The organism is Bradyrhizobium sp. 4 (assembly GCF_023100905.1).
Taxonomy (GTDB): Bacteria; Pseudomonadota; Alphaproteobacteria; order Rhizobiales; family Xanthobacteraceae; genus Bradyrhizobium.
On the sequence record NZ_CP064686.1, the window covers coordinates 2,886,304 to 2,898,646 of the forward strand.

A 12,343-nucleotide genomic window follows, 5' to 3' on the forward strand; every position below is an offset into this window, starting at 1 on the left:
TTGCCGAGCCGCGGCATTGCCTCGGCTGACCAGAGATCTATTCGCCGGAGTCCGCGCCACGGACCGCGTAGGCGCTAGGCTTCGATGGCGAGAAGCGCAGAAGTCCCAAAATCGAAGGATCGACCCCGGTTCGCCGGCGACAGAGGATGTTGAGGGCGATGGTCGCGAGCGCCAGCGACACAGTGGCCGAGATCGCTGCGCCAAGAACGCCGAGCCAGGGAATGAGGACGAGAAATCCGACCAGCCGCAGCGCTACGTTTCCGGCAATCACGGGGACATACTCGCGCTCATAGCCGGTCAGCTGCAAGATCGCCGCAGAAGGACCGCCCGCCGCCTGGAACGCCGTTCCGATCGCGAGCACGATCAGGACCCAGTGCTGCGCAGCGAAATGCGGCCCGAACAGGTTGAGCAGATGGGGACCTCCAACCCAGATCAGGAGAAGTCCGCTAACCACGCACACCGCGGTTACTTCCGCCATCAGCCGCAACGTTCGCTCGAATTCCTGATGGTTCTTGCTGAAGTACAGCGAGGGGAGCCGACGTGCGCCAAAACTGTACAGTGCGGCCGACAGCATGGCGAAGATGTTGGCCAGGCGCGAAGCGGCAAAGTAAATTCCGGCGGTTGTCGGGTCCAGCATCCAATAGACCAGGATGACGTCGAAATACTGGTTCGCTGCTTCGAGGATGGACGCGACCCAGAAATGAAGCGCGCTCGATCTCCAGCGCGACGTTTCGGACCCCGCCGCCGTGCCGCGGAAATCCGGCAGGGTTCGCGCAATCGCGATGATCTGTGCAATCAGTCCGACCGACATGGCAATCGTCATCACGGCGATCAATTCGGCGGGATCGAGCTGGCGATGGCCGCACATGATTGCGAGCAGGAACAGCACGACGCTGACGCGCCAGAAGAACTCCCTGTTTCCTTCCCCCATGAGAATGCTGACCAGCGAGCGAGCGATCTGGCTGCCAAGCATCAGTCCCGCATTCACGGCCGTGTAGGCCGACACCGCGATGACCAGCAGCCACGAGGCGCCTTTGATGTTCGCGCCGATCGCCATTGCGCCGATCGCGATCAGCATCGCGACGGAGGAAATCTTCAGGCTCGATAGCAGCACGCCTTTGGTGAGATCGGGCTGATTTCCCACCCGATACTCGTTCAGAAATCGCACCAGCAGCGATTCCTGGCCGACCAGACCGACGACCGCTGCCATCTGGGCCACCGAAAGCCAGGTCGCAAAGATGCCGAACCCATCGGGCGACATCGTTCGTGCCGCAAGCGAGAACAACGCGAACGCAAGCGCACCGCTACCAACCTTGAGAAGGATGGTTCCGGCAACACCGCGCGTCACGTCGCGCCGCATGAACTGGACGATGGATTCAATCATGGAAATTTAAGAGGCAACTTTCCTTGAAGAGACACTTTCCGACTACTTGCGACAGCGTAGCATGGCGAAAAACCACGAGTGTTAATGAGCGGCCTCCATGATCCCGCCGACCGCCGCGATGTCGCGGCCATGTCTGTTGCTTCACTATGGAACATCGCTGACCCCATTGTCCCAGATAGAGCAAACTGCGGCCTGATCGCGTGGCGGCATAGCGCCGCATCGACGGCCGATGAGGCGAGATGAGCCGCTGGAATGCGGACCGGCTCGCCGGGAATGGGCCATCCCGAGCAAGGCGCGTGCCGGTTCTCATCGGGCCGCGCAGGTCTCCGCTGCATTAACCGAGATATCGAGAAATGATCGCGTTTGGTCCTGCGATGCGACATCAGGCGAGAGAATTGCACGGGCAATCATCGTTGACCGTGGGAGCCTGGACCATGACGGCGGATAGCAACGTGACGGAGCCGATTGCCGAAGCCGGTACCGCGACGATCGTCGCCGACATCGCGATCGTGGGCGGCGGCCTCGCGGGCTCGCTCGCGGCGGCCGTGCTCGCGCGGGCAGGGCATCGTGTCGCTCTCGTCGACAAGCGCGCGGTCCATCCAGACGAGTTCCGGGTCGAGAAAATCGGCGGCCACCAGCTGGAGATGTTGCGTAAGCTGGGCTTCCTCGACGCGCTCGACAAGGTGGCCTGCCGATATGATCAGGTGCTCAATATCAGGGAAGGCAAGGTGGTCGATGTCAGCGTCGGACGGGCTTACGGACTTCCGTATGCCAATCTCGTCGCCATGGCGCGCAGTCAACTGCCTGATCCGTCCAGCCTGATCGTCGACGAGGTCACGGCCGTCAACTGTAGCGAAGATATCCAGCATATCGAGCTCGCGTCCGGAAGGCGCATGACAGCGCGCCTTGTCGTGCTGGCCACGGGCATGGCGGGCGTTCTCGGCTACAAGCTCGGTATCAAGCGGCGGGTGCTGGCCGAGCGCCATTCGGTCACGTTTGGATTCACGATCGCGCGCCGGGACGATGTGCCGTTCGATTTCGAGGCGCTAACCTGTTACGGCGAGCGCACGGCGGACGGCATCGATTATCTCAGCCTGTTTCCCGTGCGGGCCGGCATGCGGGCAAATCTCTTCATGTTCCGCGACCCGGCCGATCCTGTTATGCGCGAGCTGCGCCGCGAACCGGAAGCGACGGTGTTGCGCCTGCTGCCGGGATTGCGGCCTTACCTCGGCGATTTCCACGTGATCGACCGGGTGCAGAATTGGGTGATGGACCTGTCCGTCGTGGAAGGGCATCTCCAGCCCGGCGTCGTGCTCATCGGCGATGCCTTCCAGACCAATTGCCCGGCCGCGGGTACGGGCGTTGCCCGCCTGCTGGTCGACGTCGACCGCCTCTGCACTGAATATGCGCCGCGTTGGCTGGTGACCGAGGGCATGAGCCAGGAGAAGATTTCGGAATTCTATTCCGACCCTGACAAGATCGCGGCTGACCAGCAGTCGCTGAAGATGGCGCGCTTCCGGCAGGCCCTGACGTCCCGCAACGATATCGGCTGGGACGTGCGGCGGCGGCTGCACTTCCTGCGACGCACGATCACCCACCGGGTCGATCAAATGCGGCCAGGCTGGCTCTCGCATGTTCGAAGCGCGCTACGCGCCTGAGAGCCGTTGTATCGTCGGGGGGGCCTCGCGCCGGTCAGCGCGTGGGCGTTGACGTCCGCGTCGGCAGAAGCCTGAACTCCGACATTCGCTTGGCGGCCAGTTTGAGCCAGGGAGCCTGTTTCAGTGCGAACAAGGAAATGGCGCCCACGGTGCTGCCGGCCTGCGTGACCGCCCACATCGGCGAGGGCTGCGCGCCGAACAATTTCTTGTAGGGCTCGTCACCGATAGTGAAATCGAGCATCTGATCCCCGCGCTCGATGCAGTCCTTCGCGACCTGCTCGAACATCAGCGCGCCCAGGGACTGGCTCTTGTATCCCGCAATGTCGAAGGCGCTCATGATGACGAGGAAGCTGCCTTGATGGCAGAGCCCGAGCACGGCGGCGATCACCTCGCCATCCATCTTCATGGCATAGAGCCGGACAAAGGAGCCGAGGCCGCGCTGCGCCATCTCGGAATAGAAGCCGTAATATTCGGGGCGCTGGAGCAGATCTCCGTCGCCTTGCGCCTGAAAGCGCGGACCGCGGAATTTGCGCATCACGTCTAGCGCCTCGATCACGGACGCGCTGTCGCCGCAGCATGAAAAACTCAGATCGCCCTTCTTCTGGAGCTGCCGGGACTTCTTTGCGAGCTCCTTCTGGTAGGAACGGTCGATCGCGCTGGCGCGCCATTGCTCGAACGGCGCGACAAGGACGGTCGCGTAGGCATTGGACTCCATCGCGACGCGGCGGGGCGTAGCCAGGAGGTTCTCGATCGGAAGCCGTCCGTCCGGCAGCTTGGTCATTCGGAGCAGATCGAACGGGCGGACGAGGTACCTGATTTCTGCGCACGCACTCTCGTCCTTGAGCAGCTCGGAAAATACCTGCGGGCTGCACACCGGCGCCAGGTAGTCGGAGACGCGGAGGTCTGCGAATTCGATGGTCCGTATCGGGCCGCGCCGGATCCGCAGCAAGGGCAGCACCATCGCAAGGGCGCCCGTCGCGCGGTGGCGGACCACGACAACCAGAGGCGTTGCGCCTGCATGAGACGCGAGCCGGGTGTAGAGGGTGTCGAGCCAGAGCGGATGCTGGAACGCGGTGGCGGCCGAGTTGTCAAACAGCTCCGCGTAATCAGGCGACAGGAAGTCGAATCCCTGCTCGATCGCGATGTTGAACGTGCTGCTAGGTCTGTTCATGATACCAGGGAAACCGGATAGCTCGGGACGGTCGAGCCGGACCTGCGCTTTATAGCAGGGTCGTTACGGGCGAGACACCGGCGGCGTGCAGTTTGCATTAATGCGTCGCGCAAGGCTCATATCGTTAACAAAACGTTAATTTCGCAACGGCGTCGCGTCGCAGCGATGGAGATCGACCTGCGCTAGCAAATTATTAACCGCGCTTAAGGAAGGTCATTTCATGGCCAGCCTGCAGACCGAGGTGGATTCCGGAGCACCCGGGAGCGCGATCTGGACGACGCGCAGCGTTGGCGTCGAGAAGATAGCCAGGTTCGCGATCACCTGTTCGATCACCATCAACGTGGTCGCATCGATGGGCATCTTCAACGCCGCGCTACTGCCGGCGGAGCTGAGCTTTCTGCAACAGGCCATAGCCCTTCTGATGTGGGCTGTCCTGATCTACGCAAGTGCATTCGTGCAGCCGCGCCTGCGGTTGCAGGTCAACCCCGATATGGCGGCGCTGGTCGCATTCTACGCCTTCGCAATTGTCTCGGTGTTCTGGTCCAGCCTGAGCGTCGCGGCGATCATGAAGAGCGCGGCGCTTGCGATGACGACGTTCGGTGCATTTTGCCTCGTCACGCGCGTCGACCTGGACGAAATCGTGAAAGCTACGGCCTTTGGGCTGTTCATATTGGTCGCCGCGTCGGCTGTCTGTGCGGTGGCCGTGCCCGACATCGGGATCGATCACAGCTGGATGCACAACGGTCAATGGCAGGGCGTCTACGAATCGAAGCAGACGCTCGGCTTCGTCGGCGCGTATCTGATGTTCTTGGCCTGCTATCGAAAGATGACGGGGCAGGGGTGGCTGGCCTTCCTCGCCGTGTTCCTGCTGGCGTCAACCTGTGTCTTCGCGTCGGAATCGCGCGGCGCCGGCGCTGTCGCTCTGGCCGCCTGCGCCATGCTCGTGACCTCGATGTGGTCGGTCGGCTGCATGAGGCTCTATGCGCTCCTGCCGTTCGTCATGTGCGTTCTGGCCGGATTTCTGATCCTGTATTTCTACGCGACGGGATACGACGCCATCCATATCGGCGATTCCAGTATCGATTTCACCGAGCGGACCTTCATCTGGCACTACGCGATAAGTCATTTCAACGATGCGCCGCTGCTCGGCTTCGGCATCAACGGCTTCTGGACAATCCCCTCGATCTACGATTATTTCGAACAGAACCACGGCTGGGTGCTCGACAATTATCATAGCGGCTACATCGCGATCCTGATGGAAACCGGATTCCTGGGGTACATGCTCTTTGCCGCGAGCGTCCTCCTGTTCTCGCACAAGATCCTCCATCTGATTTCCGCTCGCACGATCGACCGATCGCATTGTGCCCTCATCATCGGATTTGTCGTCCTCAGCTTTCAGACCAATTTTACGGAGACGACGTTCCTTCGTTCGACGATGTTCACATCGGTGCTCCTGGTGGGCTTTTTCTTTGCGACGTGCAGGCCGGTGCGACCGACGGAATTCCAGGCTTCAGGAATGGAAGCAGTATGACCGCCATGCGCTCGCGTTGGCCGAGAAGCTTCAATCTTGCGGCTATGGTGGTTTTCCTTGCATCGCTGTCCTCCCACGCCCAGGGGGCCGAGCAGGCCGCCTCCCGTGACACGCCAAAACTGGGTCGCGGTATCAATATTCTCGGCTACGATGGAATCTGGGAAGGCGGCCAAAACGCGCCATTTCGCCTGGACAATTTGACCGCGATCAAGAAGGCCGGGTTCGCGCATGTCAGGATCAATTTCTTCGGCTTCAAGTTCATGGGCCCGGGGAATGTCCTGGACGAGATCGTCCTGAGGCGGCTTGACGCCGTCATCGAGGAGGTTCTCGCGAGGAAGCTCGTTCCCATCGTCGACGAGCACGACACCCACCTTTGCCAGCGCGATGTTTCCGAATGCGCCGAGAAGCTCAAGGCGTTCTGGCGGCAGATCGCCGAGCGCTATGCCGGCAGATATCCGGCACTCGTCTTCGAGGTGTTGAACGAGCCTGGTGGAGAAATGACGTCCGCCAGCTGGAATTCGCTCCTCAATGAATGTCTCGGCATTATCCGCCGCACCAATCCCGAACGGCCGGTCATCGCCGCCGTTCTCAACACCGATGAGATCCCTGTCGACGAGCTGGTTCTGCCGGCCGAGGACAGGCATCTCATCGTCACGTTTCATTATTACGCGCCGATACGGTTCACCCATCAAGGCGCGCCGTGGTCTCCGACGTTTTCGCGGATCGGGCCCCTGGACTGGGGCAGCCCGGAGGATGAAGCCAAGGCTGCCGCCGACTTCAGGAAGATGAGCCTCTGGGCGGAGAAAGAGCAGCGCCCGGTTTATGTCGGCGAGTTCGGAGTGTACGAGCGTGCGCCATCCGACAGCCGGCAGAGATATTTGTCATTCGTGGCGAGAAGCGCCGACAGGCTCGGCTGGTCATGGGCCTACTGGCAGTTCGATCATGACTTCGCGGCGTTCGACAGTGCGCGTCAGGCCTGGAAGCCGGGTATCCTGCGTGCGTTGATGCCGCCGACGCGTTGAAATCGCGTCCCGAGTCCGCTCATTTCGCGGAAGGGGTGCCGGGGCCGGACCCGTCGGGCAAAACACCCGCCATCCCGTCAACCCCATCCCATAAAAAAATTCCGCTTTACCGAAATTCGGTTTTGGCGTATGTGTTGCCCATCCCGGCTCATCCTTGAGGGGCGATCTTGTGGTCGTCATGTTCGCGAGCCGGCTTGCGGTGGACGCGGCAGCGTTCGGGTGCGAGAGGCGTGGGCAGGGCGGATTGCTCTCCGTGAGCCCAAGGCTTCGTTCCGACGAGCGGCGCTGCTAGGCTTCGTCTCGTCTGTAAGTTTCCGGCTCCGTCGACAGGGCTGGAAAAACTGCGGCGAAATGGCGGGCCGTGTGTACGGCAAAACCGTGTGGTCCTGGCCGTCGTTGCTACGGTCAAGCTCTTGCGGATGCGGCAGTCGCGTCAACCGGCGCGGTGTCGGTGAATTTCGCGAAGGCGAGGGAGGCCAAAGGGAACTCGGCTCCCGGGAGAGCACGGCATAAGCCGTCCAACCATCGCGCAGGGAAGGCCGAGTGATTGGCTAAACCTGTATGCTGCTGTGCGGTTTTCCTGCGTGTGCTTTTCGCGCAGCGGACCGCGGGTGCCAGCCGGCACCCGGCCTTCCCTGCGCCCTCTTGGACACGAGGGTGAAGTGACGAAGCAAAGCTCGGGCGAAACGCGCCGCGAGAACGCGGCTGTGCATCCGCCCACCCCAATATTCCGGTTCGGGCACCGATGACTTGTCCCTAACGCTAGGGACAGACACGTTGCTGCGATCCGCTTAGCATGGGTTGCTCGGGACCGCAGGAGGAAACGCGTATGTCGGACGACATGCCTCTTGAGGGCGACCGTGTCCTGGGGAGCACTGCAAGCTCGAGTCGGGGCGCCTGATGCAGCCGGCGGAGTCATCGAAGCGGACAGGGAGGAACAGGACATGAAGATCGGTTTCGCGCGAACCTCGCTTCTTGTGGCATGCGTCCTTTATGGACATGCTGCTCACGCGGACATCAAAATTGGAATCGTGATTTCGGCAAGTGGCCCGGGATCCGCACTGGGCCAACCGCAGCTCAAGACGGTTGCCGCTCTTCCGAAAGAGATCGGTGGAGAGAAGGTGACCTATATTGTCCTGGACGACGAGTCGGATTCGACCAAAGGGGTCCAGAACGCGCGCCGGCTGGTGATCCAGGACAAGGTCGACGTGCTGGTCGGTTCCTCTCTGACCCCGGTGACCATGCCGATGCTGGATGTCGCGCTCGAATCAAAGACGCCGCTGCTGTCGCTCGCCGCCGCTACCGTCATCGTTCAACCGATGGATGAGAAGCGCGCCTGGGCTTTCAAGGTCGTTCCCAATGACGACCTCATGGCGGCCGCCATCCTCAAGCATATCGCGACATCAGGCGTGAAGACACTCGGCTATATCGGCGTTTCGGATGGATACGGCGAGGGCTACTACAAGGAGGTGAGCCGCCTCGCGCCCGCGTTGGGGCTGACCGTGACCACACACGAGGTCTATGCACGAGCCGACACCAGCGTCACGGGTCAGGCGCTGAAGGTGATGTCGACCAATCCCGACGCCGTCTTCATTGCTTCCGCAGGAACTCCGGCGGTCTTGCCGCAGCAGGCGCTCCGCGAGCGCGGATACGCTGGGAAGATATTTCAGACACACGGCGTGGCCAGTGAGGAGTTCATCAAGCTCGGTGGCGCGAACGTTGAAGGTGCCGTATTCGCGGGCGAGGCTTTTACCATTGCCGCCGATCTTCCCACGGGGGATCCGTTCCGTCGCTCGACGGAGGAGTTCGTGACCGCGTATGAAGCGGCGAACGGGCAAAAGCCCAACATGTTTGCTGCTCACCTCTGGGATGTCGTCGCACTGATTGGAAAAGCTGCACCGGATGCGCTGAAGACAGCAAAGCCTGGCACATCCGAATTTCGCGCGGCTCTGCGGGACGCACTCGAGCGAGGGCAGAACATCTATCTCAACAATGGGCTGTCGAACATGAGCAAGGCCGATCACAACGGCTATGATGAGCGCTCGGCCTTCCTGATCAAGGTCGAAGGCGGGAAGTTCCGCCTGGCAAAGTAGCGGCGCGCCAATCAGGTCTTGTACGAGGTAGTGGGTGCGGGAAACCACGACTACTCTGTTCCTGGTTGATGGTCCGTTTGGGATCCAGAGGTGGCTGATCGGGGATAGGGTCGTTCCATTCCCGGGCGCCCAACAGAAAAATCGATTTTCGATTTTCTATTGACCCCTGCGCGCGGCCTTGCCATCATTCGACCCATGGGTCCGCTTCAGTTTCATATGACCGGAAGCCCCGGGGATGGTCCGCGCAGCCTGACATCTGCGTTGCACGAGCGCCTGCGCGCCGACATCCTGGCGACGCGGCTGCTTCCGGGGCAGAAGCTGCATATCGCCGGCCTCGCCAAGCAGTTTTCCGTGAGCCTCGCCGCCGTACGTGAGGCACTTTCCCGACTGGTCGCCGACGGGCTCGTGCTGGCGTCCGACCAGCGTGGCTTCCGGGTGAGCCCAGTGTCGCTCGCCGATCTCGCCGACGTGACGCAGACCCGGATCGACATCGAGGGCCTTGCGCTCCGTCGCTCGATCGAGCGGGGCGACGATGCCTGGCTTGCCTCCGTGAAATCCGCCTGGGCCGACCTGAAGGCCGTTCCCTATCGCTACCCCGACGATCCGACAGTGCATTATGAGGAGTGGGTGGTCCGCCATCGCATCTTCCATCGTGCACTGGTCAATGCCTGCGGCTCGCCGTGGCTGCTCGGCTTCCGCGACGTGCTGCACGAACAAAGCGAGCGATATCGCCGCCTCTCGATCCGCAGGGAGGTCGGCAAGCCGCGCGACGTCGAGGCTGAACACAAGGCGATTGTCGCTGCCGTCGTCAAGCGCGACGCGGATGCGGCGGTTCGCGCATTGGCAAAGCACTTCGGCATCACCAAAGAGTTTGTCGAGCTCGCCGCGCCTCGCATTGCGGAGGTGAACGGCGCGAACTGACGATCCGGAAAATCCGGCAAAGAAAAACAGAGACCGGGAGGAAACAGATCATGAAATTAACTCGCCCCAAGGCGCTATTGGCGTCGCTATTCGCAGCCGGCGTGCTCGCCGGCCCTGCCACCGCGGCCGAAACCATCCGCGTCGGCCTGCCGACCAAGACGTACTGGCCGACGACGATCGCCGAGACGGCCGTGCGGCAGAAATTGTTCGAGAAGGAAGGCATTCAGGCCGAGCTCACGATCTACCGCAGCGGTGCAGAGACGTTCGAAGGCATGGCCGCGGGCGCGGCCGATATCATCCTCGATCCGCCCTCGCTGGTCTCCGCGGGACGCAAGAAGGGTGTGATGTCACGGATCGTGGCCAATGCAGCGATGGGAAATTTCGGCTGGCAGTTGATGGTCCCGACCAAGTCGACGCTCGACGTCAAGGGCCTCAACGGCAAGAAGGTCGCAATCACCGCCGCCGGCTCCGGTTCCGACCTGCTCGCACTGTGGACACTCCAGGACAAGAAAATCGATTTTACGCGCGTCCCGGTTGGCGGCGGGGGTCTGGTGCCGAACCTCCTGGCAGGCAACGTCGAGGCCGCCGTGGTCTATTCGCCGCTGAGCTTCCAGATCTCGAAGTCGGGCGAAGCCAAGTCGATCCTCGATTACGCCACGGCGGTGCCGCCGAACCTCACGGCAGGCTGGATCGTGCTCGACAAATTGGCGGAGACAAAGCCTCAGCTGGTTCAGAAGGCGGTGAACGCCCTCTATGGCGCGGTTGCGTTCATGCGCGCCAATCGCGACGTGACCGTCAAGCTGATAGCCGAGCTCTACGAAATGCCGGCCGAGATCGCCGCCCTGGAATACGACAACACGATCATGAAGCTCGAGACCAGCGGCGACATGGGCGCGCCTGACGTGAACGCGGCCGTGCAGCTGTCACTGGACCTCGCCAAGCTCGGCGGGCTCAAGGACATCGTGCCGGTCGAGGAAGTCATCTCGACCAGGTTCAAGCCGGTTCCAACCAAGCCGTAACGATGCAGAACTCTCTTGCCATCAAGCTCGCACGGATCGCGATCGTCATCGCGGTCCTGGCGCTATGGGAGTTGCTGTCGCGCACCGGCATCGTCAATCCGCGCCTGCTGCCCTCGGCGTCCGACACGTTTGCGACGCTAGGCGACCTCCTGCAGCGCGCGGCCGTGCGGAAAGACCTGATGGTAACAGCGACCGAAGTGCTGGCTGCGTTCGCGCTAGCCGTCCCCTTCGGTGCCGTGATCGGCTTCCTGGTTGCGGAGAACCGTTACTTCGCTGACGTGGCCAAGCCGCTGCTGTTCTTCGCGTTCAGTATCCCGAAGTCGATCTTCCTGCCGATGTTCATCCTCGTATTCGGCGTCGGCTTCGCCCAGAAGGTCGGCTTTGGCTTCTTCTCCACGATCTTCATCGTGATCATGTCGACGACCACGGCGGTGGAGTCGGTCAAGGTCGAGCATCTCACGGTGGCGCGCTCCTATGGCGCAACTCCGATGCAGGCCGCGTTCCGGGTCTATCTGCCGAGCATGCTGCCGGTGCTGCTGGAGGCCCTGCGAATCTCCATGATCTTCAACCTCACCGGCGTGATCCTTGCCGAGATGTACGCCTCTCGCGACGGCATCGGCCACCAGATCGCGACCTGGGGCGAGAACTTCCAGATGAAGCAGCTCCTCGCCGGCGTCGTAATGGTCGCCGCGATCGCCATGACCTTCAACGAACTTGTCAGATGGGTAGAAACGCGATGCAGCCATTGGCGAACGTGACCCCGTTGAAGCCTCCCGCGCGCGCCGGCGCGATCGAGGTGAAGAATGTCGGCCAGGTCTTCAAGACCAGGTCCCAGGACGTCGTCGCCCTCGAAGACGTTTCGCTCGATATCAAGCCGGGTCGCTTCGTCGTGCTGGTCGGCCCGAGCGGTTGCGGCAAGTCGACGCTTTTGATGATGATGGCGGGCCTGCGCCAGCAGACCTCGGGCACGATCACCATCAGTGGCGCGCCGATTCCGCAGCCCGACCCGGACAGGGTCGGCGTGGTCTTCCAGGAGGCGAGCCTGTTTCCCTGGCTGACCGCCGAAGACAATGTCGAGTTTCCGCTGGCCCTGCGTGGCGTGCCCAAGGCGGAGCGCCGCGCCAAGGCGCAGGATGCGCTAACGCTGGTCGGCCTCGACGGATTCGGCAGGCGCCATCCGCACGAGCTCTCGGGCGGCATGAAGCAACGCGTCTCGATCGCGCGCGGGCTGGTGCAGGACCCGCCGGTGCTGCTGATGGATGAGCCGTTTGCTGCGCTCGACGAGCAGACCCGCATGACCATGGGTGACGAGCTGCTGCGCATCTGGGCGGCGACCGGCAAGACCGTGGTCTTCGTCACGCACAGCCTCACCGAAGCGGTCTATCTCGCCGACGAGGTGATCGTGATGTCGGCGCGGCCCGGCCGCATCGTCGATCATCTCCAAGTCCAGCTGCCGCGGCCCCGCACCTACGAGATGCTCAGCGGCGATGCCTTCGGGAGCTTGCGCGACCGCATCTGGCGGCATATCCGCAAATCGGCGTGAG

10 protein-coding genes are annotated in these 12,343 nt (G+C 62.2%); 8 read left to right on the forward strand and 2 right to left on the reverse strand.

Features of this window, described 5'->3' with window-relative positions; all coding sequences use genetic code 11:
• Window positions 1-37: 37 nt before the first annotated feature.
• Complete coding sequence (locus IVB45_RS13145; protein WP_247359702.1) at window positions 38-1,384, reverse strand: polysaccharide biosynthesis C-terminal domain-containing protein; 1,347 nt, start codon at window positions 1,382-1,384, stop codon at window positions 38-40.
• Window positions 1,385-1,818: 434 nt separating this feature from the next.
• Here IVB45_RS13145 and IVB45_RS13150 point away from each other — a divergent pair, with 434 nt between their 5' ends.
• Window positions 1,819-3,042 (forward strand): NAD(P)/FAD-dependent oxidoreductase, encoded by a 1,224-nt coding sequence (locus IVB45_RS13150; RefSeq protein WP_247359701.1) that lies wholly within the window; start codon window positions 1,819-1,821, stop codon window positions 3,040-3,042.
• Window positions 3,043-3,076: 34 nt separating this feature from the next.
• Here the strand turns inward: IVB45_RS13150 and IVB45_RS13155 are convergent, their stop codons facing one another.
• On the reverse strand, window positions 3,077-4,213 hold the full coding sequence (locus tag IVB45_RS13155) for a GNAT family N-acetyltransferase (protein ID WP_027569287.1): 1,137 nt from the start codon (window positions 4,211-4,213) through the stop codon (window positions 3,077-3,079).
• 220 nt (window positions 4,214-4,433) lie between these two features.
• On the opposite strand from IVB45_RS13155, the gene IVB45_RS13160 reads away from it, so the two are divergent.
• The 7 genes from IVB45_RS13160 (at window position 4,434) to IVB45_RS13190 (ending at window position 12,342) form a co-directional block, all read left to right on the forward strand.
• Complete coding sequence (locus IVB45_RS13160) at window positions 4,434-5,744, forward strand: O-antigen ligase family protein (RefSeq protein WP_247359700.1); 1,311 nt, start codon at window positions 4,434-4,436, stop codon at window positions 5,742-5,744.
• Complete coding sequence (locus tag IVB45_RS13165; protein WP_247359699.1) at window positions 5,741-6,766, forward strand: cellulase family glycosylhydrolase; 1,026 nt, start codon at window positions 5,741-5,743, stop codon at window positions 6,764-6,766. The genes IVB45_RS13160 and IVB45_RS13165 overlap by 4 nt, the downstream gene beginning before the upstream one ends.
• Window positions 6,767-7,710: 944 nt before the next feature.
• Window positions 7,711-8,859, forward strand: coding sequence for an ABC transporter substrate-binding protein (locus tag IVB45_RS13170; protein WP_247359698.1), 1,149 nt, complete (start codon window positions 7,711-7,713; stop codon window positions 8,857-8,859).
• Window positions 8,860-9,075: 216 nt separating this feature from the next.
• Window positions 9,076-9,780 (forward strand): GntR family transcriptional regulator, encoded by a 705-nt coding sequence (locus IVB45_RS13175; RefSeq protein ID WP_035963101.1) that lies wholly within the window; start codon window positions 9,076-9,078, stop codon window positions 9,778-9,780.
• Between the two features lie 50 nt (window positions 9,781-9,830).
• Complete coding sequence (locus IVB45_RS13180; protein ID WP_247359697.1) at window positions 9,831-10,799, forward strand: ABC transporter substrate-binding protein; 969 nt, start codon at window positions 9,831-9,833, stop codon at window positions 10,797-10,799.
• Between the two features lie 2 nt (window positions 10,800-10,801).
• Window positions 10,802-11,557, forward strand: a complete 756-nt coding sequence (locus IVB45_RS13185; RefSeq protein WP_247359696.1) for an ABC transporter permease — start codon at window positions 10,802-10,804, stop codon at window positions 11,555-11,557.
• Window positions 11,536-12,342: an ABC transporter ATP-binding protein gene (locus IVB45_RS13190; RefSeq protein WP_247359695.1), complete on the forward strand. Its 807-nt coding sequence runs from the start codon at window positions 11,536-11,538 to the stop codon at window positions 12,340-12,342. The genes IVB45_RS13185 and IVB45_RS13190 overlap by 22 nt, the downstream gene beginning before the upstream one ends.
• Window position 12,343: the final 1 nt, after the last annotated feature.